20 protein-coding genes are annotated in these 24,884 nt (G+C 55.2%); 13 read left to right on the forward strand and 7 right to left on the reverse strand.

All coding sequences use genetic code 11. The features are described from left to right. The first annotated feature begins 51 nt into the window (after positions 1–51). From FEM41_RS15765 to FEM41_RS15785, 5 genes are all read left to right on the forward strand, one after another. A complete protein-coding gene (locus tag FEM41_RS15765; protein WP_138097140.1) occupies positions 52–3,561 on the forward strand; it encodes an Ig-like domain-containing protein in 3,510 nt (1,169 codons plus the stop codon). Positions 3,562–3,738: 177 nt separating this feature from the next. Next, entirely contained in the window at positions 3,739–4,725 is a 987-nt protein-coding gene (locus FEM41_RS15770; protein ID WP_138097142.1) for a hypothetical protein, read from the forward strand. Positions 4,726–4,838: 113 nt separating this feature from the next. Continuing rightward, positions 4,839–5,366, forward strand: coding sequence for a cytochrome b (locus tag FEM41_RS15775; protein WP_138097144.1), 528 nt, complete (start codon positions 4,839–4,841; stop codon positions 5,364–5,366). A 220-nt stretch (positions 5,367–5,586) separates the two neighbouring features. Next, on the forward strand, positions 5,587–8,475 hold the full coding sequence (locus tag FEM41_RS15780; RefSeq protein WP_168198808.1) for a response regulator: 2,889 nt from the start codon (positions 5,587–5,589) through the stop codon (positions 8,473–8,475). Between the two features lie 105 nt (positions 8,476–8,580). After that, complete coding sequence (locus FEM41_RS15785; RefSeq protein ID WP_138097148.1) at positions 8,581–9,192, forward strand: response regulator transcription factor; 612 nt, start codon at positions 8,581–8,583, stop codon at positions 9,190–9,192. On the opposite strand, the gene FEM41_RS15790 is transcribed toward FEM41_RS15785, so the two are convergent. After that, on the reverse strand, positions 9,189–12,794 hold the full coding sequence (locus FEM41_RS15790) for a transporter substrate-binding domain-containing protein (RefSeq protein WP_241666507.1): 3,606 nt from the start codon (positions 12,792–12,794) through the stop codon (positions 9,189–9,191). The genes FEM41_RS15785 and FEM41_RS15790 overlap by 4 nt on opposite strands. 4 nt (positions 12,795–12,798) lie before the next feature. After that, a complete protein-coding gene (locus FEM41_RS15795; protein WP_138097150.1) occupies positions 12,799–13,428 on the reverse strand; it encodes a response regulator transcription factor in 630 nt (209 codons plus the stop codon). 451 nt (positions 13,429–13,879) lie between these two features. On the opposite strand from FEM41_RS15795, the gene FEM41_RS15800 reads away from it, so the two are divergent. Beyond that, positions 13,880–14,674, forward strand: a complete 795-nt coding sequence (locus FEM41_RS15800) for a LecA/PA-IL family lectin (RefSeq protein WP_138097152.1) — start codon at positions 13,880–13,882, stop codon at positions 14,672–14,674. Positions 14,675–14,808: 134 nt separating this feature from the next. Here FEM41_RS15800 and FEM41_RS15805 read toward each other — a convergent pair whose 3' ends face one another. Then, a complete protein-coding gene (locus tag FEM41_RS15805) occupies positions 14,809–15,771 on the reverse strand; it encodes a GlxA family transcriptional regulator (protein WP_138097154.1) in 963 nt (320 codons plus the stop codon). Between the two features lie 154 nt (positions 15,772–15,925). Between FEM41_RS15805 and FEM41_RS15810 the strand changes: the two genes are divergently transcribed. Further along, a complete protein-coding gene (locus FEM41_RS15810; RefSeq protein ID WP_138097156.1) occupies positions 15,926–16,621 on the forward strand; it encodes a cysteine hydrolase family protein in 696 nt (231 codons plus the stop codon). Between the two features lie 179 nt (positions 16,622–16,800). On the opposite strand, the gene FEM41_RS24570 is transcribed toward FEM41_RS15810, so the two are convergent. Further along, a complete protein-coding gene (locus FEM41_RS24570; RefSeq protein ID WP_168198809.1) occupies positions 16,801–16,938 on the reverse strand; it encodes a hypothetical protein in 138 nt (45 codons plus the stop codon). Between the two features lie 396 nt (positions 16,939–17,334). Between FEM41_RS24570 and FEM41_RS15815 the strand changes: the two genes are divergently transcribed. The 4 genes from FEM41_RS15815 to FEM41_RS15830 all read left to right on the forward strand — a co-directional run bounded on the left by FEM41_RS15815 (position 17,335) and on the right by FEM41_RS15830 (position 21,570). Further along, positions 17,335–18,606, forward strand: a complete 1,272-nt coding sequence (locus FEM41_RS15815; protein WP_138097158.1) for an OprD family outer membrane porin — start codon at positions 17,335–17,337, stop codon at positions 18,604–18,606. Positions 18,607–19,136: 530 nt separating this feature from the next. After that, positions 19,137–20,480, forward strand: coding sequence for an MFS transporter (locus FEM41_RS15820; protein ID WP_168198810.1), 1,344 nt, complete (start codon positions 19,137–19,139; stop codon positions 20,478–20,480). Between the two features lies 1 nt (position 20,481). Continuing rightward, a complete protein-coding gene (locus FEM41_RS15825; protein ID WP_138097162.1) occupies positions 20,482–21,267 on the forward strand; it encodes an alpha/beta fold hydrolase in 786 nt (261 codons plus the stop codon). A 60-nt stretch (positions 21,268–21,327) separates the two neighbouring features. Next, complete coding sequence (locus FEM41_RS15830; protein WP_138097164.1) at positions 21,328–21,570, forward strand: putative hemolysin; 243 nt, start codon at positions 21,328–21,330, stop codon at positions 21,568–21,570. A 6-nt stretch (positions 21,571–21,576) separates the two neighbouring features. On the opposite strand, the gene FEM41_RS15835 is transcribed toward FEM41_RS15830, so the two are convergent. Beyond that, positions 21,577–21,984: a VOC family protein gene (locus FEM41_RS15835; RefSeq protein WP_138097166.1), complete on the reverse strand. Its 408-nt coding sequence runs from the start codon at positions 21,982–21,984 to the stop codon at positions 21,577–21,579. A 151-nt stretch (positions 21,985–22,135) separates the two neighbouring features. On the opposite strand from FEM41_RS15835, the gene FEM41_RS15840 reads away from it, so the two are divergent. After that, entirely contained in the window at positions 22,136–22,438 is a 303-nt protein-coding gene (locus FEM41_RS15840) for a hypothetical protein (protein WP_138097168.1), read from the forward strand. On the opposite strand, the gene FEM41_RS15845 is transcribed toward FEM41_RS15840, so the two are convergent. Then, positions 22,435–22,785: a DUF488 domain-containing protein gene (locus FEM41_RS15845; protein WP_138097170.1), complete on the reverse strand. Its 351-nt coding sequence runs from the start codon at positions 22,783–22,785 to the stop codon at positions 22,435–22,437. The two genes, FEM41_RS15840 and FEM41_RS15845, sit on opposite strands and share 4 nt — an antisense overlap. Before the next feature lie 130 nt (positions 22,786–22,915). Between FEM41_RS15845 and FEM41_RS15850 the strand changes: the two genes are divergently transcribed. Continuing rightward, on the forward strand, positions 22,916–23,611 hold the full coding sequence (locus FEM41_RS15850) for a CTP synthase C-terminal region-related (seleno)protein (protein WP_138097172.1): 696 nt from the start codon (positions 22,916–22,918) through the stop codon (positions 23,609–23,611). On the opposite strand, the gene FEM41_RS15855 is transcribed toward FEM41_RS15850, so the two are convergent. Further along, a complete protein-coding gene (locus FEM41_RS15855; RefSeq protein WP_277752964.1) occupies positions 23,581–24,789 on the reverse strand; it encodes an MFS transporter in 1,209 nt (402 codons plus the stop codon). The genes FEM41_RS15850 and FEM41_RS15855 overlap by 31 nt on opposite strands. Positions 24,790–24,884: the final 95 nt, after the last annotated feature.

Genomic DNA, 24,884 nt, shown 5'->3' on the forward strand with positions numbered 1-24,884 from the left:
GCATACTGGCAAAACGACTTGCCTCACCTTTAATGATTCAGGAAGCGAATTATGAACAGCACACCACTCAATATTATGGTCGTTAACGGTAATGAAATAATTAGCAGCAGCGAATTACCGGCTCAGGGCCAGGCGATATATATTAAAGCAGCTAAAGATCAGAAATATTTAATTACCCAGGGAAAGGATGGCGCGGCCCCCGAACATATTACAGTGAAGCGCGTCGGTGACGATCTGCAGGTATTCACTCAGGAAGGCGCAGAGCAGCCGGATCTGATTATTGAAGATTTCTACACCCAGCAGGGTGAACTGGCCGGAATGGCCGAAGACGGCACCTACCACACCTATGCGGCGGCCGGGGACGGCGAAGCCTTCTCTATGCTGGAAGATGGCGCCAGCGCCACCCTGCTGCTGAGCAATACCGCCACCACTGGCCTGGTAGGCTTAGGCGCCGCTGGCGGTCTGCTGGCGGGAATGTCTGCCGGAATGCTGGCTGCTGGCGCGCTGGCGGCGGTGGCGGCTATTACCGGCGTGGCGGTGGCGGTTAAAAACAGTAACGATAAGGGTTCCGACCACCACGACAATACGCCGCCGCAGCCGGGCGATCTGAGCATTCGTGACGGTAACGGTAAGGATATGAGTCAGGGCGGCGATTTTAATACCTCGCCGCTGGTATTCAGCGGTACCGGTCGCCCCGGGGATACCGCCATTGTTTATGATGGCGATAAGCCGATTGCTGAGGCGATTATCGGTGAAGACGGTAAGTGGACCATTCCGGTCACCCTGCCGGAGGACGGCCAGGATCACGATTTGAGCGTGGGCTATAAGGGCCCGGGCGGTCAGGAAGGCCCCCGGACCGATCCGGTTAGTGTCGGTTATGACTCCACCCCGCCGGCCACCCCGAACCCGGATGATATGACTATCGTCGATGGCGACGGTAAGGATCTCTCTAACGGGGGCAGCAGCAAAGCCAACCCGATCGACTTTCGCGGTGAGAACGCCACCCCGGGCGATACCGTGATTGTTTACGATGGCGATAAGCCCATTGGCAGCGTGATTGTCGGCGAAGATGGCCGCTGGCATATCCCGGTGACCCTGCCGGAAGACGGTCAGGAACACGATCTGAGCGTAGGTATTAAAGATCCGGCGGGCAATGAGAGCGGCCGTACCCCGGGAGTGGGGATTGGTTACGATGGCACACCGCCGACCACCCCGAACCCGGATGATATGACTATCGTCGATGGCGACGGTAAGGATCTCTCTAACGGGGGCAGCAGCAAAGCCAACCCTATCGACTTCCGTGGCGAGAACGCCACCCCGGGCGATACCGTGATTGTCTATGATGGTGATACGCCTGTCGGCAGCGTGATTGTCGGTGAAGACGGTAGTTGGCATATTCCTGTTACCCTGCCGGAAGACGGTCAGGAACACGATCTGAGCGTGGGAGTAACCGATCCCGCCGGTAACCAGAGCGCTCGTACTCCAGGGGTGGGGATTGGCTATGATACTACTCCGCCTGCTGCGCCGAATCCGGCGGATATGACCGTGACCGACGGTACTGGTCAGGACCTTTCTGCGGGTGGTAACACCAAAACTAACCCGATTGATTTCCGTGGTGAGAATGCTGAGCCGGGCGCTACCGTCATTGTCTATGACGGCGATAAGCCGGTGGGGAGCGTGATTGTCGGTGATGATGGAACCTGGCATATTCCGGTAGATCTTGATACCGATGGCAGACACGATCTGAGCGTGGGTTTTACCGATCCGGCAGGCAATGAAAGCGATCGTTCACCGGCCTATGATGTGGGTTTTTATGAAAATCCGCCGCTGGCGCCAAATGCGGACGATATCTCGATAGTTGATGGTAACGGCAAAGAGCTGAATCCGGGTGATGATACTAATAGCAACCCCGTGACTGTTAGCGGCTCTGGTGGGCGCCCTGGAGATGCGGTAATCATCTATGATGGAGCCAATGAGATTGGTCGTGGCGTGGTCGGCGATAACGGCGAGTGGCGTGTACCGGTCACCTTATCGGATGAACGAGACTACGATCTGAGCGTGGGTTATGAAGACCCGATGAATACCGCCGGTCCTGCCACTTCGCCGGTGGTGATTGGCTACGATGTCACACCGCCGGCTGACCCCACCAACGTGATGATTGAGGATGCTAACGGCAAAGATCTGAGCGCCGGCGGCTATACCAATGCCAATCCGGTTAGTTTCAGCGGTAGCGGGGAAGAGGGAGATATCGTTATTATTCGCGATGCCAGTGGCAATGAGCTTGGGCGTGGCGTGGTGGATGATAAAGGGCAGTGGCAGGTGCCGGTCACGATGCCGTCTACGGGCGATATCAATGTTAATGTGGGATTTGAAGACAGCGCGGGTAATCAGAGCGGAACCACGCCGCCGGTCGATCTTGGTTATAACAGCACGCCGCCTTCAACGCCGGTGGTAACGCTGGACAATAACGATCCGACCCTGTCTGGTGCTCCTGGCAGCCTGCAGCCGGGTGATAACGTTGAGATTTTTGACGGTACCACCTCACTGGGCAATGCCACGATTAATCCGGATGGTAGCTGGAGCTGGACGCCGCCTGCGACTATAGCCGATGGTGACTATCAGTTTATTGCTAAAGTTACCGATAAATACGGTAATACCAGTGCGGATTCCAAAGTGGTGGCATATAGCTCTGATACTACCGTCTGGGATTTTGACGACTCCAGCAATCCTGGCTGGACGATATCAGATGCTTATAGTCAGGCAGGTATGGGAAATGCCTTTCAAAGTGGGGCGTTCTTTGCCAATACGTTATATCATGATGGTCAATATGCTGATGATGTCCTTTATAAAGAAATTAATCTTGTAAAAGGGCAAACTTATACATTCTCTTTTGACGCATGGAGTAATAGCCCTGGCATTAATGACTCTGCACTTGGAATAATGCTCGATGGGAAAATTTTGCTGAATGCCGAAATTATTTCTGAAACGACCCCTAAGACTATTACTGTGACATTTGTTGCTCAAAACGATGGGCCAGCCAAATTGTCCATTTTTAATGGACAGGAAAAAGAATATGGCAACGACTTCTGGATTGATAACCCGACGATTAATCAGAAAGGTCCAACATCAGGTAATGTGATTAGTGGTGGACTTGGAATTAACTCGCAGGATGACGAAGCCTTCACCCAAACTGGCCACAAACTGCTGTTAAACCAGGATGAAGCAGTCCTGGATCTGTCCAAAGTGGCTGACCAGGTGCAGGACGTGAATAGCGTCTCGCTGGAAGGGCATGGGGCCAATACCCTGAATATCAGTATTAACGATGTGCTGACCCTGGGGAAAGAGGATCTCTATTTCCAGGATGGCAGTAAGCAGATGATGATTAATGGTGATAAGGAAGATACCGTTAATCTTGAATCTATTAATGGCGACAGGGGCATCGAAAACTGGAACTCATTGGGTGAAGTGAACGTTAACGGTACCGTCTATAACGTTTACCAGAGCGATAATCACGATGTAGAGCTGCTGATTCAACAGGGAATTCAGATTCAGCAGCAGTAATTCGTCGCACGCATTTCCTCTCTTTATGCAAAGCCCCCGTATTGATGGGGGCTTTTTTTGCGTTCTGGTCCTGAAAACAAGACCCGGCCTGGCTTCCTTTCCTTAATGTTGGTTCAGAATTTGCGGGCATGGCCGGTTGCCGGTGTGCAGACTTTATCTGATTAGGAGCATCTTTAAATGCAATACTATGGGTTCGAGGATTCGACTCACCAGGAGTCCCGGCCATTCACCGCCGCCTGGGGGGGGCATGAATGGCTAAGCCGTGACGGCGAATTCATTGATGAAGAAGAGCGTGCCAGCCGTATGGCGGGCGCTAACAGCCACTCACGGGCAATCTATACCGGTACTGATGTCAGCCACGAGTTGGTTTACCTGGTGAATGAGGAGCCGCTGATTTGGGGTTATGAAGCGCTATCCGATACCAGTGACGCGACGATGCCGGCTACCGCCAGCGACGAATGGCCTGATGCACCGGCCAGTATCATTACCGGAATTTCGCTATCCACCCCGAGCGTCGCCGAACCGATAAACCACTGGCAAAACGATGACACTACCCAATCCTCCGATGGTAATACCGGGGCCGAAGGTAAGCCACAAATCATCGTTCAGGATCCCGGTCAGGATATGGCTGAACTCACCAGTGATCTGATGTCGTTTCAGGTTGAAATGTTGAACGGAAACATCCCGGATGAGCAGCAGGAGCCAACCGCAGCAGGCGACGATAAGACCGAATACGAAGGCATGACCCGATCGAACAGCGATCCTGAACCGGGGGAAGATGCCTTGCACGACGAATCGCGAACTTTCCATGGACAGTCGATAGATGATGCCGTTACGACGCAGCAGGACGACGGCCATAGCCCGAACACCCCGTTTGCGGTGTCCGGCCTGAACGATATCGCTTCGCCGCTTATCGATGAGCTGCTGTTGAGCGCTGAGCCTGGGCTATTCGCGACAGGGGTTCAGCAGGAAATCGTGCCGGAATCCGGTCTACGTTTTACCCTGGCGGAGCTGGTGGGCGCACAGGGGGAAAGCAGTTGGAACACTTTTAGCGATACTGCGATCAGTGGTGTTGAGATGAGCGTGTACGACCTGGCACCGGTAGCGCTGGACCATGAACTATTTTGCGCTGCCGGTGAATATCACCATTCCTCCCCGGGGTGAGGACGATGAAGCCTGTCGACATTCACGTCAGGCGAATACCGGGCTCCTGATTCCCCTGTGGCTCCGCAAGAGGCCACATTCTTTAGATTTTCATGTTTACAGAGTTAAAGAGAATGCAAACTTATTCTACGGCGGCGATACGCTACGATTTGTTTTCACGTGTTTTACACTGGCTGGTGGCAGGCATCATTATTTACGCAATGTGTATGGGATATATTCTGCATGCGCTGGAAGGAACCCGCTGGTTTAATATTTTTTCGGTTTTTAATATGTCTCTCGGTACCATAGCGACGCCAATTATGCTGGTGCGCTTTACCTGGCGTTTCTTCCGTCCGTCGGTTCCTTATCCGGCAAGTTTCTCTCCACGCAAAAAACAACTGGTGGTATTTATCCATGAGATATTTTACCTGACCATTCTGGTGGTGCTGGTTAGCGGTTTTTTGATGCTGGAGAAAGATTATCATCTGTTTGGACTGCTTCATATTTCCCAGCCGATAAATGTCAGTGAAATTAATGCGTTTTTCTTTCAGGTACATCGCTACAGTTGCATTCTGCTCGGCGCAATTCTGCTGGGGCATGTGGCCGCCGTCATTAAATATATGCTCGGCGGTCAGCGTGACGTTGTAAAACGGATGCTGTGAGGCTTTTTGATACCGACTGAGCCCACCGATTAATCGTGTCTTATCGCGGGTGAGCTGTACAGACAGCAGGCAGTTCACCCGTCCACCATTTAGCCGCTGCAGGGAAATATCCCGTTTAAAACCGGAGGGATTCTGATGGTGATATCACGCCGGAATGGCGCTGCTGCTGGCCTGTTTATTTCGCCGCTTAATGACCAGACGGCTGATCGGGGAAGGTGAAATGAAACGCGGTAGTGCAATAAGTATTACGCTGCTTGCACTGTGGGTGCTGCTGCTCTCAGGCGCGACGGCACGGGCAGCGGGTCTGCCGCTACAGCTGGCGCCGCGTATGGTGGTGAATCCGCCCGCGCTGTTTCTGTCGCCCCCGGTCAGTCGCTGGTTACAAAACCATTCTCGTATTAATGTCGGGATATGGGGGCCTTCACAACCGCCGGTCACCCTGTGGATGGAGCGGGGCCAACTGGCGGGTATTGATGCTGATTATCTGGCGGTGATTGAATCCGCGCTTAACCTGCATTTTAATTTGCGCTATTTCGCCACCCGGGAGCAGGCCATCGCGGCCCTGAATCGCGGCGATATCGCCATGCTGGCAGTCTGGCGACCGGAGCTGGAAAGCGATGGGCGGGTCGCGGCCTCGGCGGCGTGGCTACAGGACAGCGCCGTGATCGTCAGCGCCTCCGCCGCCCACGTTCGGCTGCGGGATATCGATATGGGGTTGTTTGCGCTAATGCGGGGTCAGGATCCGAACCCTGATCCTGACGGACCTTCGCCCCGGGCGTTTCAGGATTACTATCACGCTATTCAGTCGGTGTCATCGGGGCAGGCGCAGGCCGTGGCGCTTAATCATATTACCGCTCGCTACCTGACCCGCGACGGTCAGGCGGATAACGTCTGGTTGATTCCGGAACGGGATCTGGGCGCCATCAATTTCAGCTTTGGCGTTAATCGCGACGCGCCGCATTTGCTGACCGCGATTGATGAGGTATTGCGGCGGCTGTCGCTGGTCAGCCGCCTGCGCATTATTCACGGCTGGGGCGTGGACAGCGACGAAGAGCAGACAGCCCGGCGCCTGAGTCTGACCGCGGCGGAGCGCCGCTGGTTGCAGCAGCACCAGCCGATAACGGTGATCCTCGATGCGCGCCGCGCGCCGTTCAGTTTTATCAATCCCCAGGGGCAGCCGGACGGGCTGGCCGTCCGGCTGCTGGAGCTACTGAACGACCAGTTCGGGATGGTATTGCAGTACCAAATCGCCAGCGATGACGAGGCGCTGGAGCAGCTTAAAAGGCGTTATCCCCAGGCGATGCTCAGCCATGCCCTGAGCGTGCCCGGCGAAGGCGAAGCGGCTCAGGCGACGCTGCGAACCGGTGCGCCCTGGCTGATTACCCCGGCAGTGCTGATGATGGCGCGTGACTATGAAAAACCGCTGTCGCTACACGATCTGGACGGCGAAAAGATCGCCATTGAGCAGCATAATCCGCTGTTGCCGTGGCTGGAGACCTGGTACCCGCTGTTACAACTGGTGCCGGTACCCAGCCTGAGTGTTGCCATGGAGCAGTTGCGCGCCCGCCAGGTGCGCGGCGCCATCGCCTCGCAGTTTACCGCCCGTTACTACCTGCAGCGGGAGGGCGAAGGGGGGCTTTACCAGGCGCTGTCGCTGCCTGTTAAGCCGCTAAATGTCGGTTTCGCCTTTCCCCAGGGGGAAGCCGAAGCCCGGTCGATAATGGATAAGGCGCTGCAGCAGATTTCCCCCCAGCGCCTGCTAACGCTGGCGGGTGCCTGGCGCGAAGCCCCTGCGGCGGCCCCGTCGCCGATACTGCCGCTGCCCTCTTCAGAAGCGGTGTTCGCGACTCTGGCGGGCATTGTTCTGCTGGTGGCTCTGTTTGCCTTGTGGATTAAACAGTTACGCCACCGGGTGCGGGCGTTCGCCGAACGCCTGCAAACCACCCAGACCCTGATGGCGCAACTGGAAGCAGCGAAATCGGAAAACGAACAGACCCTGCGAGCCCATAACGCTTTTATGAAGAGCATGGGCCATGAAGTGCGTACGCCGCTTAATGCCGTGATCGGGCTGCTGGAACTGGAGCTGGCGGCGCTGCGTCGCCGGGGCGGGGGTAACGGCAATATCCAGACAGCATGGGAGTCAGCCTGTGCGCTACTCTCAAGGGTCGAGGATGTGTTCGATATTTTTCGCGCCGAGGCACGCGACGACCAAAGTAGTATGCGGACAGTGGATATGCCCTCTCTGCTGCACAGTATCGTGGCGCTCTACCAGCAGCAGGCGGAAGAGAAGGGGCGCCAGATTCGGGTGGATAACGCGCTACCGTCGCCGCTATTCGAATGCGACCCGCTGCTGCTGATTCGTATTGTCTCCAGCCTGTTGCGTAATGCCATTCGCCATACCGGGCGGGGCGATATCACTGTGGCGGTTTACCAGGGGCAGCGTCTGGAAGACGGGCGCCTGCCGCTGGTGATTGAGGTGGGCGATAGCGGTGAGGGCATCGCCGCACCGGAGCGGGTGCTGAACGGTACCGAAGCGCAGGCGCATCTCCAGGCGCAAACCGGGTTCAGCCTGGCGGTCTGCCGCCGTATGGCCCGGAGTGCCGACGGCGATCTGACTCTTGAAAGCACCGTCGGGAAAGGCACTACGGTCTGCCTGCATCTTAGCCTGCACCCGGCCCGGGTCGCTCAGCCGCAGCCTGCTTCCGATGGCGCCTGCGTATTGATTGTCGAAGATTATCCGCCCGCCCGCTGGCTGTTGCGCCAGCAGCTAAACGATTTACGGCGTGAAGTGTTGATCGCCAGCAACGGCCAGGAGGGGCTGACGCTGTGGCAGCAGCGACGTCAGGAGATTGGTCTGGTGATTACCGACTGCACCATGCCGGTGATGGATGGCTTCGCCATGACCCGGCGGATTCGCGAACAGGAAAGGGCACAACGGCTGGCGCCGGTACCCATTCTTGGGCTGACGGCGATGAGCCGCTATGACGCTGCCCGGGATTGCTTTGCTGCTGGAATGAACGAATGTCTGACCAAGCCCATTGCCCCCGATACCCTGGCGCGATGTCTGGCGCGCTACCCAGGGCCGGGCAGTGATGTGTCCCCTGGCTGATCACGCATGATTCACAGACCCGGCCTGGATATTTATCACTCAATTTTATGAGAGAGTGCGTCTGCTCTGCGGCCCGTACTTTTATGACATAAGGAATTAAGGTTTATGCGTGTCATTCTTTTCGATAGCCATCCGTTAATGCTGGCTGGCTTAACCAGTGTGATGACCGGGAGAAAACATCAGGTTGTTTCCGCCACCGCGTCGGCGCAGGATTTTATTTTTAATATTATTCGCTACAAACCCGATCTGGCGATATTCGATCCTATGTCCCTGACTCACAGCGATCTCGATAAATTGTGTCAGTTGAAAGCGATCCTGGGTTCGTTAAAACTGTTTGCCTATGCCGGAAGCGATAGCGCTTTTTTTATATTGCGCAGTTTGCAAATGGATATTCAGGGCTATCTGAGCAAGGCCTGTAATCTCAATGTGCTCCAGTTTGTAATGAGTAAAATCGAAGACGATGACGCGGTGGTGATTCGCTCCTCGCCGGAGAATCACTCCCGGGTTTACCGGGATATGGCGCTGATTGAATCCTTAACCGGCCGGGAAATGCAGGTGCTGCGTTACCTGGCGGCGGGCAAGAACAATAATGCGATCGCACGGGAGTTATTACTCAGTAATAAAACGGTCAGTACCTACCGCCGTAATATTATGAATAAGATGGTGACCCGTAATGTCAGCGATGTGGTGGATTTTGCGGTACGTAATGGCTTTTAAAGGTCGGCATCCTCTCCCGGGCTAAAGAGAGGAGATGCTTTGAGTTCGGTTAAATAGCGCCGGAGATCCTGATACAGACTGTCCACCTGTGGCTGCTGCGCCAGATCCGGCGTTTCCCGGCACTGCTTTTCCAGTAGCAGACAGGCTTCGGCCAGATCGTGGCGCCGGGCAATGCGCAGGCTACCGGCAATGCGGTGCGCCAGATCGGCGATATCGAGCCTGTCGTCCGGTAGCCGCAGTTCGGCCAGCCGGTTGAGATCCTCATCCAGGGTGGCGATCATCAGTGCGCGCAGGGAGTCTTCCATCTGCTGGTCAATATCGCTCTCTTCGGCTGCGACGGGCAGGGGAATTGGTGCGGCGCTGGCATTACTCAGGGCAGCGGAAAGGCTGTTTATGGAGCAGGGTTTGAACAGGCAACTGTTCATCCCTTCGGCCAGGCAGCGTTCCAGAACCTGCCGGGTGGCATTGGCGGTAAAGCCGATAATCCATGCTGGCTCCCGATTTTGCTCCTGTTCCGCTTCGCGCAGAATCTGGGTCAGTTGATAGCCGTTCAGCCCTGGCATATTGCAATCGGTGATAATGATATCGAAGCGCTGCTGCTGCCACAGGCGCAGCGCCTCGTAGCCGTCCGCCGCCAGTTGCGCTTTCTGGCCCAGCCAGGCTAACTGCTTAGCCAGCAGAATGCGGTTGGCGGCGTTATCGTCCACTACCAGCACTTTGCGCTCCGGCAGCTCCTGAAGGCTGTCGGCGTGGGCCGGGGCTTCTTCCTCGCTGTGCCGGACCCGCGGCAGGCGCATCACCGCTTTCACGCAGGTGCCAACCCCTTTCTGGCTGGTCAGAGTCAGGGTGCCGTCCATCTTTTCGCAGATGGTGCGGCTGATATACAGCCCCAGCCCGGTGCCCGCCCGACGGTTATCCGCCTGGCTGAAGGGCTGGAATAGCGCTGTCTGCTGGGCGTCATCAATTCCTATCCCGGTGTCCTGCACCTCGATGATCCAGGTCAGCGTATCGTCGCCCGGCTCGCTGCGCGTAAGTACCGTCAATGAAACGCCGCCCCGATCGGTAAATTTGATCGCGTTACTGAGCAGATTGGAGATTACCTGCTTGATGCGCAGCGGGTCGGCCAGCACCCGGGGCTGCGGTTCGCCAGGGAAGTGTTTGCTCAGGGTGATATTTTTATCGATGGCCAGTCCCTGGAATACCCTGAGCAGACTATCGATAAGTGCGACCGGTTCGACCGGCTGCGGATGGTAATCCAGTTGCCCGCCCTCGATGCGTGAGATATCAAGGATATCGCCAATCAGTCCCACCAGACTTTCGGCAGATTCGTACGCTACCTCCAGGGCCTGCAGATCCTGTTCGCCGCTGCGCCCCTTTTTTAGCGCCATATCGAGCATGCCGATAATGGCGTTCATCGGGGTGCGGATTTCGTGACTCATGGTAGAGAGAAATACCGATTTGGCGCGGCTGGAATCCTCGGCGCGCTCTTTGGCTTCGCGCAGTTCGGCAAACAGCGCCTCACGTTCGGAGATATCCATCCAGCCGCCAATCACCCCCAGTACGTTGCCTTCGCTGTCGTGCCAGGGTTCGATCCACTGATAGACGGTAATCCCGATGGCCGAGTCGGGGTTATCCCACAGGTCGTAGCGCCGGTCTTCCAGCACCGGCTGGCCGGTGGCGATCACTTCCATCACCTGGCGATGATAAAACGCCGCCTGTTCCGGCGTGCGCAGACCGGGCAGTTCGACCATGGTTTTGCCGACCACCTCTTCATAGAGCACGCCCGTTTCCACCAGATAGCGCTGATTGCAAAAAGTGAGCCTGCCGTCGCGATCCCGTAGCGAAACCGGGAACGGCATACTGCTGACCACTGCCCGCAACTGGAACAGTTGATCGTTAAGCTGACGGCGCAGCGCCGCTTTGCGCTTAATTTGCTGACGCAGATAGAGCGCCCAGCCCACCGACAGCAGAATCATCAGCCCGCTAAAAATAGCGCTGGCGATCAGCACATCGCGGTAGCGGCTCCAGAAGCTGTCCACCACCACAAAATCGCTGGGCCGCCAGCGGTTGGCGAGGCTTTCGATCTCGGCGGGTGGAATGCTGAGCAGCACTTTATCCAGAATCGACTGTAGCTGCGGGTCGGAGCGGCCGACGCCAAATGAGAGCCAGGCCGGGTTATCGCCTACCGTCGCTACTATTCTTAGTTTGCCCGGATAGTGGGTTTTTATCTGGTAATCGGCCATCACCAGAATGCTGACGGCTGCGTCGGTCTTGCCCTGTAGCACGCTGTTCATTAATTCGGTGGCGTTTTCATAAGGCACGATAGTGATTTCCGGATAGCGGGCGCGTACCTGGTTTTCCACGCCGGTATCCCTGACCATCGCCAGCCGTTTGCCGCGCAGATCCGGCAATGAGTGAATATCGTTGCGGTCCGCCCGGGTGGTCAGTGCGAAGGCGCTGCGCAGATAGGGGCGGGTAAACAGAATCTGTTGGGCGCGCTGCATACTGGGCGTCATAGAGGCGAACATATCGGCTTCGGCGGTTCTGACCTTATGCAGCAACTCAGAGGTAGTATCGACGGGACTAAACTGAAAGCGCAGGCCGGTTTTCAGGCTGACCACCGACAGCAGATCCCCTGCCATCCCGCGTAGTCTGCCATCGTTGTCGATTATGGTGACCGGCGCCGCTTTATCCCCGCTGTACAACACTACGCTGACGGTAGGGTGGGCCGCTATCCAGCGCTGCTCTTCCGGGGTGAAATTGAGAGGAGGGGCCGATTGGGAGATATTCAGCCTATCCGGCTGCCAGAATCGAGCTATCTCCTGTTGTTGGGTATCCGGAATACTGGTCAGCGCCTTATTGAATACTGACAGCAACAGAGGGTTATTACGGCTAATGGCAAATCCCGTTTCGCGATCGGGCAATGTGCTAAAGCGTATCAGACGCAGATTATTTAAAAAGTTACGGCTAAGGGTGTAGCTATTGCCCAGATAAACGTCCGCCCGGCCAAAGGCCACGGCGCTGAGCGCATCCCTGTCGTTATCGTAGAGTCGAAAGTGGGCCCGGGGATAGTAATGACGCAGCAGCGGCAGCGGCAGATAGTCCCGAACCATGGCGATATTCCGGCCCGTCAGATCGTCTGGCAGGGTGATCGGACGGGTAAAATCGGCGCCCAGTACCGGTTTTTCGCGAGCGTAGCTGTCGGTCAGCGTAAAGTGTTCAGTATTAATAAAATTATCGACTGAGGGAACCGCGTCAATTTTTCCTTGCGCCAGCGCGGCCCATAGCGCTTCGTGGGTCGGGAAACGCTGAATCTGAACTGTCACTCCCAACTGACGGGCAATCTGGCTGATGTAATCGATGCTGAGTCCTTCGCATTCGTCACGGATATTGCACATATACTGAGGCGGCAGCTCATTGGGCGGTATGCCGACCGTCAGTTCGCGCTTATGCTGTAAAAATGCGTGTTCCCGGCCCGTAAGTGCCAGCGGTGGCGCCTTCTGAGCTGAAACCCGGGGCAGCAGGCGTAAATTATGGTCCTGCGCCAGCGTGCTGAATAGCGGCAACATCACCATAACCAGGCAGAGCAGGGCGCGACGCATGGGGTTATCCGATCAACTGATTGCGGCGGGCGAAGTCGATGAGCTCAATAACCGTCTGGGCGTTGAGTTTGGTCTTCAGACGGTGCTTATAAGTGCTGATGGTCTTTTCGCTCAGCAGCAGCCGGTCACCAATCTGCTTGTTGCCCAGCCCCTCGGCGATAAAGATCAGCACACTCAGCTCGCGATCGGACAGTTGGCTAAGCAACTGGCCGTCATCGGTGGCGATGATCTGGGCGGAACTCGTGGCGTATGCGGTCTGAGGGAAAAAGCTGTAATCGCGCATCACAATGCGGATGGCATCCAGCAGTTCGCTCAGATCGTCGGATTTGGTAACAAAACCGTCGGCCCCGGCCTTCTGACAGCGCTGGGCGAAGTGGGCGCTCTGCTGAGAGGTCAGAATCAGGATCTTCAGCGGCATATCCAGCGCCCGCAGGCGTTGCAGCACCTGGAAACCGTCGACTTTGGGCAGACCGATATCCAGTAGCACCAGATCCGGCGCCAGATCGCGGGTTTTTTGCAAAGCATCGACGCCGTTATCCGTTTCAGCGATCACCTCCATACCGCTACGCTCCAGTAGCATTTTTACCGCAAAACGGATAACGGGATGGTCATCAACAATGATCACTTTCTTCATGTAACCGTGGTGTCCTTAAAACGCATTAACGTACAGGGCGGCTACCATAGCGGCTTCTGTACAGAATGATCTGTAGGTAATTACTTATTGTGCAATAACGGACACGTTTACTGTAGTTGTGCTATGGATTTTTTACGAGAATTTTCTGTGTTTTATGGGCTATTGGTAACAGGATTTTTCGCGCCAAAATAATATTCTGATATAAGTAAAATCTTATTTGCGGTTATGAAGATGATTTCTATCCATTATGGTCTATGATTTTGTGGTCTGGTTTATTCACAGAGAGATTATCGGGTGGTTATTTCCATTTTTCATGGAGGAATAAATCAGCAACCTGAGTAACCAAATGGTTAATGTGGCGTAATTTTTATTTATTCACAGCCAGAAACTTTCTGGCGATTAAAAAATACTCGCCATCCAGAATTAAAACTGACAATACGGGAGCTATATTATGGCTATTTCACCTGCATGGGCCGGAGATATTGACGCGAAAAAACCTGAAGGTAGCAATACCGGGCTGGTTATTAAAAAAGGACAGAAAATAACCATTGGCGCCAGCGGATGGGTTAAACGCGGTAAAGAGGATTATACCCTGGCGGGGCCCCAGGGTGTGGCGGGAAAAAACGATGGTGTTGCCGTGCTTAAAGGCAGAATTGGCGGCGTGGAGTTTATTGTCGGTAATTATCTTATCGATTTTGAGGCGCCTGCCGATGGTGAATTATTACTGTATATCGCCGATGGCCCGACGAAATATGCGGATAATAGCGGCAGCTTTAAGGCAGAAGTGTTTCTGCCTGCCGGCAATGACGGTAGCGGCTTTGAAGATCTGACCAACTTTATCGGCAATGACTGGAATAACTGGAAAACTGGCGATGCCACCACCCGCGCCACGCTGGAAAACAGCCAGTGCCCGAGTCGGGTTCTGCAACTGATGACCTACCCGGGCGAAAAAAATGCCGGAACGGTGGTTCACAAGACGCTGACCGGGTTACAGGCCGGGAAAGAGTATCATTTCTCCATTGTGACCAAACGGATTATCGGACTTTATAAAGAGCCGCGCCTGTCGCTGGAAGCAGACGGTGCGACAATCGTTCCGGTGACCAATCTGAAAGAGAAAGATGTGTGGGTCACGCTGACCGGGAAATTTATCGCAAAAAGCGACAAGGCCGAATTGAAAGTGATCAGCCATGAAAGCGACAGTAATGGCAACGACTATCAAATCAGCCAGTTGAAAATTACTGGTTAATATTTAACAACCACCGGAATCACTTGCCGGTGGTTGCTTTCTTTCTCGTTCTCTGGCTATTCAGAACATTCAGATAAAATCCCCGCATTATTATTCCTGTTAATTGTCAGAGCGGCAGACGTTCGTCGGTGAGGCTATTTCCCCTGTATTCGGAACTCGCGCCGGTATTTAGCTGGCGTGGTGCTTAATTGCTGATGAAAATGGCGGCGCAGAGAGACATCCGAACTGAACCCCGAAGCCCGGGCAACTTGCTCAATTCCATGGTCGGTGGTTTCCAGAAAACGCTGGGCCAGCGCCAGACGCTGGTTTAACAGCCAACGGGTGAAGGTGGTGCCGGTCGTCTGTTGAAAGCGACGGGTAAAGGTTCGGCGGCTCATACAGGCTTTGTCGAGCAGCATTTCCAGGGTGAGCGGATGATGCAGATTGCCGGAAGCCCAGTTGAGCGCTTCTGTGAATCGATCCCCGCTGCGGCTGTTATAGACCGGCTGTTCAATAAACTGCGCCTGTCCTCCCTGGCGGTGCGGCGGCACCACTAATTGCCTGGCGACACTATTCGCCACTTGCGCGCCGCACTGCTGACGGACAAGGTGCAGACAGCAATCAATGCTGGCCGCGGTCCCCGCGGAGGTGACGATATCGCCATCATCTACGTACAGAACGTCGTTATCCAGAATAACCGACGGATAACGTCGGGCAAAAGCCGGTATCCAGCGCCAGTGCGTGGTGGCCGGTCGGCCATCAAGCAATCCACAGGCCGCCAGCACAAAGGCCCCCATACATAGCCCTACGATGCGCGCGCCCCGTAAATGGGCCCGCTGTAGCGCCTGAATCAGCGCTTCCTGCGGTGGCACTTCGGGGTTGGGCCAACTGGGGACGATAACCAAATCACGATCGTCCAGCGCCGACAAACTGTGCTCAGCCATGATGGAAAAACCCGCGTTGGTGCGCAGCATGCCCGGCTCCGTTGCACAGACCTTAATGTGATACAGCGGTTGATTCCGACTATCGAGCGCTTTTTCGAATACGGCGCAGGGCACGGAAAGATGGAAGGGAATGATGTCATTAAAAACGACGATGCCCACCCTGATAACTGACATTTTGTTACTCCATAAATCCCCGGCCCTATTTTGGCCTAAAAGTACCGTTTTTCGTCATATCGCATTCTGTTTCGCCTAACGGGATGGGGGCACTATTTATCCCGCACACCGGCAGATTAACCTGCCGCCACCGACATGACGAAGGAAAATCAAAATGAGAAAAACTATCGCCTGTAGCGCGCTGGCGCTCTCTATGGCTACCTTGGCTATCAGCCTGGATGCCGTGGCTAAAACCGCCGAACTGGCCCCGACTATCAGAACAATGAGTCAGATCCCACAAACCCGGGAGCTGGAAGGAAATTCAACGGCATTAGTCGTTATCGATTTCCAGAATGAATATTTTAGCGGCAGGATGCCGATACCGGATGGTATTAAGGCGCTGAATAAGGCCAGGCAATTGGTCGATTTCGCTCATCGCCATCAGATGCCGGTATTTTACGTGCGTCATGTCGGTCCGGGCGATGGCCCGCTGTTCGCCCAGGGGAGCCCGTTTGCCGAATTTCATAAAGATCTGCGGCCAGGCAAGGGAGACAGCGTTATTACCAAAGCGACGCCGAGCTCTTTTGTGGGGACCGATCTTCACCAGCAGCTTCAGCACAAAGGTATTAAAACGCTGCTGGTGGCCGGGCTGATGACCCATATGTGCGTCTCTTCGACGGCGCGCGATGCCGTTCCGCTGGGCTATAGCGTGATTATTCCGGAAGATGCCACCGCAACCCGCGATCTGGCGACCTGGGATAATCGGGTCATTGACCATCGCGTATTGCAGCGTTCGGCTCTTGCGGGGGTCGCCGACGTCTTTGCCGAAATAAAAACCACGCAGGCGGTTCTGGCGATGCCGGTGAAATAAATGATTTATTGATGATCAAGGTTTCAGGGGAAAAGCTGGTTTTCTGAATCAGGCTTTGCATCAGGAAAAGTTGGGTGTTCCATTGTAGGATTTTACTGGCTGTGGGGTATGAGAAGCGCGTTATTTGGCTAAAGTGGATAACCCTTTCCCGCCTCAATATAACCACCTAATGAGTATGGTTAAACGCAGCCGTTGTCGATACGCTCGAAGGATAACAGGGCGGTGACAAAACGGCCCGAACGACGCGACACATGCACGTGGGTTTGCGGCGCCATTGCTACCTGGTGCCGCTTTTTTTTGCCTGGATTTCTGCGCACTAATAACATCCCCTACAAAACCTTCCTTACTTTGTTTTTACTTACTCCTCAGTTATGGATTTATATTCCATTATTAGTTTTTAAGGTGGAATTACATTCTGCAATTATCGAATTTAATATCATTACCGACTATTTCAGTTAGCGTCGGTTGGTCGCAGCACGCGCTCTGCCTGACCAGAACAGGCAGCGGGGCGGTTGAGCAGGCGGAAAAATAGTTACCAGGTTCGCCGAATTATTAAGCAAAATCCTAAATGAGTGGTTGCACCTGAAATGTCTATATGTCACAAATTGTTAAGGCGCTGATATTTGCATTCAGGCTACTATCGCCCTTCAGGCTCTGACCTGGATAAGAACCGGTCCGCGGTTCGAAATAATAATAGAGTGGGATTTTGTACAGTGAAAAAAAGATTATCAGCGATCGCGCTGGGGTTATTGAGTGCGACCCAGGCAGTGGCAAACGATCAGGCACAGAGCAAAGGTTTTATCGACGACAGCCATATGGATGTGCTGTTACGCAACGCATACATTAAACGCGACTATAAAGAGCCGGGTATGCGCGATCGCGCCGAATGGGGGCAGGGGATTATTGCCAATTTCGAGTCCGGCTATACTCAGGGGCCAGTGGGCTTTGGGGTGGACGGTATCGCCCAGTACGCGGTGCGCCTTGACGGCGGTCGTGGCCGTAGCGGCGCTGGCGGCATCGATTTCTTTGCCCAGGATAACGACGGTAAGGCGCGTTCGCAGCTCGCCAAATTTGGCGCCCGGGTGAAGATGCGTTTTTCCAATACCGAACTGAGCTACGGTACCCAGCTGCCGCAACTGCCGGTTCTGAGCGCCGATACTTCCCGACTGCTGTATGAAACCTATACCGGCTTTATGCTGACGTCGCGCGAGATCGACGGTCTGGAAGTGAGCGCCGGTTACTTTACCGATGAACAGCGTAAGAGCGACGATCGCCACGACAGCGGGCTGAGCAGCATCAGCTTCGGCGGCGCCAGCTATCAGTTTAACGACCGCTTCGGCGCGGCCTTCTACGCCTCGGACGTGGAAGATGTGCTGAACCGCCAGTATCTGAATCTTAACTTTAACCAGCCGTTCGCCAGCGATCAGAAGCTGGTACTGGACTTTAACGGCTATAATTCCCGCCTGGATCGGGGTTATGCCGAAAGCCTGGATACCGGTCGCAGCAACACCATCTGGAGCCTGGCGGCCAGCTATACCTGGTACGTCCATACCTTTAAGCTGGCATACCAGCAGAGCAGCGGCAGCACCGGCTATAACTACGGCGGCTACCGCGATCAGGGCGGCGTGGGCGACGGCGGCAACAGTATCTGGCTGGCTAACTCCTACTGGTCTGACTTTAACGCCGAAGACGAACGTTCCTGGCAGGCGGCTTACTCTCTGGACTTCGCCGGTCTGGGCGTGCCGGGTCTGACCTGGGATATCGCTTATGTGCGCGGGGATAACATCCACACCGCCGCCAGCAGCAACGGTAAAGAGCGTGAACTGTTCAACCAGTTGCAGTATAAGGTGCAGAGCGGTCCGGCGAAGGATCTGTCGCTTAAGGTTCGCTACTCGGTACTGCGGGTATCGAACAGCGCCAGCGACTATAACTCCAGCGGTAATGAGATCCGCGTCTTTGTCGACTACCCGTTTAACGTCTTCTGATGTCGGGAATAGCGTAAAATGCATATACGTGCGCGTTAATGGCGCTCGTTTAAGGCCCGGCGACGGGTGTCAAAGGGCCCCATGTATTGACATGGGGCCCTTTGCTTTCGCTGGCATTGTCAGTCTTACCTCGCAGAAAAAGGTCTGAACCTTATAAAACCCCTGGCACTCTGCCTCAGTTCCACATTATGAACATTGACCAGAATGGTTGCCCTTTCACTGTTTCCCGGTACTGCCACTAAACCCCGGCCAGGGATGCAATATGCTATAGGGGAGTCTGTTTCCCAAAACTGGTGGGGGGCGATAGCCAGAATAGCGTTCAATATGAAAGGCGTTTATCCCGCTTATCCCGAAGTGTTCACACTCCTTATCTGACTAAGTTACATGTCATGGCCATGATGGCGTGGGCATTGTCGGTATCGCTCTTTTTGAAGGTGATCTAAATCGTAAATGTTCAAACCTGCGCCTGGCCGTTTATCAATGTCTGGTCAACACTCTTTATTTGCCCTGAAAAAGATAGTGAGGCTATCGTGACAGTTAGAGCCGAACACCGTGCTGACCATCCTCTCGTTTCGGGGAAAACGCTTTTTGCCGTGGTGTTGGGTAATGGTCTGGAGATTTTTGATTTCACGGTTTATAGCTTCTTTGCTATCTGGATTGGTCAGGCATTTTTCCCGGGTGATGATGCATTAACGGAGCTGCTGTATGCGGTCGGTGTGTTTGGCGTAGGTTTTTTGGCCCGCCCGATTGGCGCACTGGTTCTTGGTCGCTATGCCGATCGGGCGGGGCGACGAGCAGCAATGTCGCTCAGTATTTTGTTAATGGCGGTGAGTACTGCTGCCATTGCTTTGTGTCCAACGTGGGAGTCTATCGGCTGGTTTGCGCCGCTGCTGATTGTCTGCGCCAGGCTTATTCAGGGATTTGCCGCGGGTGGGGAGGTGGGAGCCGCAACGGCCTGGTTACTTGAGAGTGCGCCATCGACCCGGTTGGGGCGCCGTGTTCGCTGGCAAATGGTAAGTCAGGGTGGGGCATCAATGTCTGGCGCACTGTGTGGCTTTGGCGTCAGCCACGCTTTCGACTCCGCCACCTTGACGGAGTGGGGATGGCGGGTGCCTTTTGTTATTGGCGCGCTTATTGCCCCGCTGGGCTACTATTTGCGTCGGAGCCTGCCCGAAACGCTGCCGCGACAGTTGCGGCCAAAACCCCTGGCGAAACAGCTACTGCGCCGTTACGCGCTGCCAGTTGTTGTGGGAAGCTGTCTGACTGTCGGGCAGTCAGTCACGATGTATATTATGGTTTTTTATATGCCGGGTTACCTTATTCATTTGCTCTCTTATCCTGCCGAATTAAGTTTTATTATTGCGGTGCTGGCTTCATTCGCCTTTGCGGTGTGTGCATTTTTAGGGGGCTGGATTGTGGATCGGTACGCCAAATTAAGAACCATTTCTCTGGCTGCTTTTACATTAACTGCGTTGTGTTGTTTACCTGCCTTTAGCATCATTATTCACGCAAGTAATAGCATCATGATAGTTGTCGTTCCGATGATTATGGCCGGGGTGCTGGGGATGGGGGTGGTTGCAACCCTGATTTTGATTCTGATGCTTTTTCCGACACAAATGCGAGCCACCGGATTCGCTATTTCATATGCGTTAGCTAATACGCTGTTTGGTGGAACGGCGCAATTTATCGCTACGGCCCTGATTGCCGAAACCGGAAATGTTTTTGCACCCGCGTGGTATTTGCTGGCCTGTAATTTAATAGCGATAGCCGCGCTGCTGATACTACATAAATATCGACCTTCACATCAGGATTCGGCTGAATTTAATAAAATGACCTGTCCTGTTTTTTATCGCCGACCCAACACTGGAGAATAATATGCCTTTTATTCAAAAAGAAGATGCAACGATTTATTATGAAGTGCATGGGGAAGGGTTTCCTGTTATTTTTGTTCATGGTGGAGGTGGCAATACGCTGTGCTGGTTTCAGCAGGTGCCGTATTTTTCGCGTCGCTATAAAGTGATTACTGTTGATCTGCGCGGTTTTAAAAATTCACGCTGTGATCCACAATATGCGCATCCCCGTTATTACCCTGATGATATTCGCGCCATTATGGATGCGGAAGGTATTACGCGTGCGGCGTTTGTCTGCCAGTCACTTGGCGCGTGGGCCGGTTTGCCGCTGGCGGTCAGAGAGCCGCAATGCGTTGCCTGCCTGTTTATTACCGGATCGCCAACGCCAGCCTGGTCAGAGCAAAACTGGCAGGTTTTACGTAGAGGAGGGGATACCTTTAATAGTGGGAAGTTTGGGAGCGGCGGTGTCGGCTGGAATCGGGAATTTATGGAGAAAAATCCGCAACGATTTTTTTTATATTCGCAAATCAGGTTACTGAACGGACCTTTTGATGCCAGGACGATGCAGGATGATGAGCTCAAGCTTTATCCGGAGGATTTTAAAGCCTATCGCGTGCCGACGCTGGTTGGCGGTGGTTTACATGATGATTTTCTGACACCGGACAGCCACCTGCATGTGGTGACTCTGATTCCTGGTGCGCAAAGCTACACATTTGAGCGTGCAGGCCATTCCCCCTATTTTGAAGTGCCTGATGAGTTTAACCACGTGCTGGAGACATTTTTAAGTGGCAACATTGATGGACAGGCATAGAAGCGTATTGATCCCGCCGGGCGGGATCATTAGGATGAAGATATTACGGAGAAAAATAGCATGAAATATTGTTTTGCCGCCCTTGCTGCGGTGTTGCTGGCAGGATGTACCACCGAGTCGAATTCCCCGCAGGGCAATGGGCCACAGGCAGGAATGGCGAACCCCGCCTCCGTGTGGTGTAAAGAGAAAGGCGGCGTTCAGGTGCCGATTCAGAGCCCGCAGGGGGTACGCACCGACTGTAAACTGCCCAACGGTGAAGTGCTGGACGAATGGGCGCTGTGGCGCCGCGATCATCCCCAGTAATTTTCCCTAATCATAAACCGGCTGCGCGGCCAGTGCCGCCGCCACCTCCCGGTAATCCCAGGTGGTGATCTCCCAGGGATTGCCCCAGGGATCGCTCAGGTACAGCGACCAGGTCAGCCGGTGATCCGTTTCGGTAAACGGGACTTTCTGCTGTTGCAGATGGGCCATGGCCTGAATAAAACCGGCTCCGGTCACCTGAAAGGCAACGGTGTGCCCCTGGCCCTTATCCGGTCGTTCAAACAGCGCCAGCGCCACACCACCGTTGCTTATTGTCATCGGCCCCCCTTCGTCGTACCAGTGACGCAGTTTTTCAACCGGGGTGAATCCCAGGGCGTTCTGATACCACCCCAGCGCGAGTGCCATATCTGGCACGTAGACATGAATGTGATCAACACCTGTCAGAGAAAGAGACATAGAGGCTCTCCGTCTGTTAACGGTAATTTAACTATAGCTGCCAGTTTGCAACTTGTGTTTGAGGAATTGTGGTTGAGATAAATCTTAAATATTTACTTTTCGCCGTAAAAATGGTCAGATCGCTGCCGTCAAAATTCAATGGGTAGCAAAGATGTATCAGTTAAAACCCGGTGCGCTGGCGCTGATTGTCGGTGCGAAAACGGCGGTCGGTCGCAAGAATATTGGAAAGTCGGTGGAGCTGTTCGGTTTGTGTCGGGCCGGAGAGCGCTTTATTAACCCGGTTAACGGCGTGGTGACTGAGCTCCCGCCCGGCGCCCGTCCGCTGTGGCTGGTCACCGGGGATGTGGTCGCTTTCGACGGCCAGCCCGGTTTTGCTTTTGTGCGCCCCGAGTTTCTGATGCCGTTGGATGGCGAGCCGGCTCCGTCGCAGTCACTGGCCGACGCCCTGAATTAATCGGGCAGACCGCGCAGATAGTCGGCCAGCACCAGGGCGTGATTCTGCGCCGTATCCTTTGCGGCATAGAGCAGGGTGAGCGGCCCCTTGCGGGCGATTTCCGCCAGCCGCCGGGTATCTTCTGGCTCCTGCGCCAGCTCGGTGCGGTAGCGCTGGCTAAAGGTCGCGAAGTCGATCACCTCGCTATGGAACGCCTTACGCAGCTCCGGCGAGGGCGTAATGGCTTTACACCACTCATCGTATTGCAGTTCGCTTTTTTTCACGCCCCGTGGCCAGAGTCTGTCTACCAGCACCCGATACCCGTCACTCTTGCTGACATCTTCATAGACTCGTTTACACTGAATCATACTCCCTCCAGTCATGGCTTCCGGTATTTACCCTACACCCGCGCTGGCCGTCTGGCAAAGCCGGGGGCGCGTGAGTTGATCTTCGCGCACGGCCGGTCCATGCTATGGCGCTTTGCACACAGGAGGCTCTATGCCACAACGCGTTTTTCGTATTGCACTGGTCGGCGATCGCAACCCGGATATTCCCGCTCATCAGGCGATTCCACTGGCGCTGGATGATGCGGCGGCGGTCCTGGATTTGACGCTGGAATATCGCTGGCTGGCTACCACGGCGATTGCCGAAGGGGAAAGCCTGGAGTCGTTCGACGCCATTTGGGCGGTGCCTCACAGCCCGTACCAGAATATGCAGGGAGCGCTGATGGCTATCCGTTACGCCCGGGAGAATGCGCTGCCGTTTTTGGGAACCTGTGCCGGTTTTCAGTATGCGGTACTGGAGTATGCCCGCCATGTTCTGGAATGGCCGGATGCGGCCCATGCGGAGGTTTCTGACCAGGGGAGGGTGGTTATTGCGCCTGCGGTCTGCCCGTTAAATAATGTGGAGCAGGTGGTGGAGCTTCGGCCCCATACTGTTGCCGCCAGAGCCTGGGGGAAAACGGAGATCGTGGCTCTCTATAACTGCAGCTATCAGATTGCGCCTTCATTTATCGATGCGTTGGCGGACCAACCGCTGAAGGTCAGCGGCTGGGATGAAGAGGGGGCGCCGAGGATTCTGGAGATCCCCGAACATCCCTTCTTCGTCGCCACGCTGTTCCAGCCGGAGCGGGCAGCGTTATCGGGTCGCCCGGTACCGCTGGTTCATGAACTACTGCGGGCGGTTGCGCGCTGAGGCAGTTCGTCGATTTCGCGATCGCGCCCTGCGCACAAACCGAACAGCGCCATAGTGCTGGCCAGCAGGGTACAGACCAGTAACGGCAGTGCCCAACTGGCGGAGATATCGTGCAGTTTCCCCATCAGCGGCGGCCCGCAGGCCGCCAGCAGGTAACCGACGCTCTGAGCCATACCCGACAGGGCGGCGGCCTGATGGGCGGAGCTGGCGCGCAGGCCGATAAAGCTCAGGCCAAGAATCATGGTAGCGCCAGAGCCGAAGCCGAACAGCACCACCCACAGCGAGGCCAGAGTCGGCACCAGCCACAGGCCGAGGCTACTGAGCGCGCACAGCAGGGCCACCAGCAGAGCGATAATGCGCTGATCTTTCATCCGCGCCAGCACCAGACCGATAAACAGCCCCGGTGCTGCGGTAGCCAGTTGCATCAGGCCATGTAGGGAGCCCGCCTGGCGAGGGCTAAAGCCGTGACTCACCAGAATCGCCGGTAGCCACCCCACCACCACATAGTAGATCAGCGAATTTAGCCCCAGGAACAGGGTCACCTGCCAGGCCAGCGGCGAGCGCCACAGGCTACGCGCCATGGAACCTGGCCCGCTGCTTACGTTTGCGCTCTGGTGCTGGCGCAGATGCGGCAACCACAGCAGTACAGCCAGCAGGGGGAACAGCGCCAGCGCCAGCAGCGCGCCCTGCCAGCCCCAGCCCATAAGCGCCACCGGCACCACCAGCGCCGAGCCGCAGGCTGCCGCCACGCCCATGGTCAGCGAATAGGCGCCGGTCAGCTTAGCAACCTTGCCCGGAAAATCGCGCTTGATAAGCCCCGGCAGCAGCACATTACCCAGCGCTATACCGCCACCGATAATCAGGGTGCCCAGCCATAACAGGCTTTCAGCGCCGGACGATCGCAGTGCAATGCCCAGGGTGATAATCAGCATCGCGAGTCCCAGGCTGCGCTCCATACCCAGCCGACGCGCCAGGCTGGCAGCCAGCGGCGAGACCACGGCAAAGGCCAGCAGAGGCAGGGTCGTTAACAACCCTCCGGCGGTGGTAGAAAGCTGGAAGCTGTCGCCGATTGGGCCAAGCAGCGGAGCCACGGCGGTGAAGCTAACGCGCAGCGTCATCGCGGTCACCAGAATGGTCAGCAAAAGCCGCCAGTTTCCGGAGGTGCGGGAGGATGTCATTATTCGAATCTCAGATAATTTACCGGTTGCACAGGGTACGCCGTACTTCACAGTGATGAAACAGGCTAAAATGACAGATTATCGCTAAATTCGGA

It is taken from the genome of Jejubacter calystegiae (assembly GCF_005671395.1).
In the GTDB taxonomy this organism is placed as follows: domain Bacteria; phylum Pseudomonadota; class Gammaproteobacteria; order Enterobacterales; family Enterobacteriaceae; genus Jejubacter; species Jejubacter calystegiae.

Bases quoted from the DNA above. Each gene is read 5' to 3' on its own strand.
- FEM41_RS15765 (WP_138097140.1), top strand. From the start codon at position 52: ATGAACAGCACACCACTCAATATTATGGTCGTTAACGGTAATGAAATA.
- FEM41_RS15770 (WP_138097142.1), top strand. From the start codon at position 3,739: ATGCAATACTATGGGTTCGAGGATTCGACTCACCAGGAGTCCCGGCCA.
- FEM41_RS15775 (WP_138097144.1), top strand. From the start codon at position 4,839: ATGCAAACTTATTCTACGGCGGCGATACGCTACGATTTGTTTTCACGT.
- FEM41_RS15780 (WP_168198808.1), top strand. From the start codon at position 5,587: ATGAAACGCGGTAGTGCAATAAGTATTACGCTGCTTGCACTGTGGGTG.
- FEM41_RS15785 (WP_138097148.1), top strand. From the start codon at position 8,581: ATGCGTGTCATTCTTTTCGATAGCCATCCGTTAATGCTGGCTGGCTTA.
- FEM41_RS15790 (WP_241666507.1), bottom strand. From the start codon at position 12,794: ATGCGTCGCGCCCTGCTCTGCCTGGTTATGGTGATGTTGCCGCTATTC.
- FEM41_RS15795 (WP_138097150.1), bottom strand. From the start codon at position 13,428: ATGAAGAAAGTGATCATTGTTGATGACCATCCCGTTATCCGTTTTGCG.
- FEM41_RS15800 (WP_138097152.1), top strand. From the start codon at position 13,880: ATGGCTATTTCACCTGCATGGGCCGGAGATATTGACGCGAAAAAACCT.
- FEM41_RS15805 (WP_138097154.1), bottom strand. From the start codon at position 15,771: ATGTCAGTTATCAGGGTGGGCATCGTCGTTTTTAATGACATCATTCCC.
- FEM41_RS15810 (WP_138097156.1), top strand. From the start codon at position 15,926: ATGAGAAAAACTATCGCCTGTAGCGCGCTGGCGCTCTCTATGGCTACC.
- FEM41_RS15825 (WP_138097162.1), top strand. From the start codon at position 20,482: ATGCCTTTTATTCAAAAAGAAGATGCAACGATTTATTATGAAGTGCAT.
- FEM41_RS15830 (WP_138097164.1), top strand. From the start codon at position 21,328: ATGAAATATTGTTTTGCCGCCCTTGCTGCGGTGTTGCTGGCAGGATGT.
- FEM41_RS15835 (WP_138097166.1), bottom strand. From the start codon at position 21,984: ATGTCTCTTTCTCTGACAGGTGTTGATCACATTCATGTCTACGTGCCA.
- FEM41_RS15840 (WP_138097168.1), top strand. From the start codon at position 22,136: ATGTATCAGTTAAAACCCGGTGCGCTGGCGCTGATTGTCGGTGCGAAA.
- FEM41_RS15845 (WP_138097170.1), bottom strand. From the start codon at position 22,785: ATGATTCAGTGTAAACGAGTCTATGAAGATGTCAGCAAGAGTGACGGG.
- FEM41_RS15850 (WP_138097172.1), top strand. From the start codon at position 22,916: ATGCCACAACGCGTTTTTCGTATTGCACTGGTCGGCGATCGCAACCCG.
- FEM41_RS15855 (WP_277752964.1), bottom strand. From the start codon at position 24,789: ATGACATCCTCCCGCACCTCCGGAAACTGGCGGCTTTTGCTGACCATT.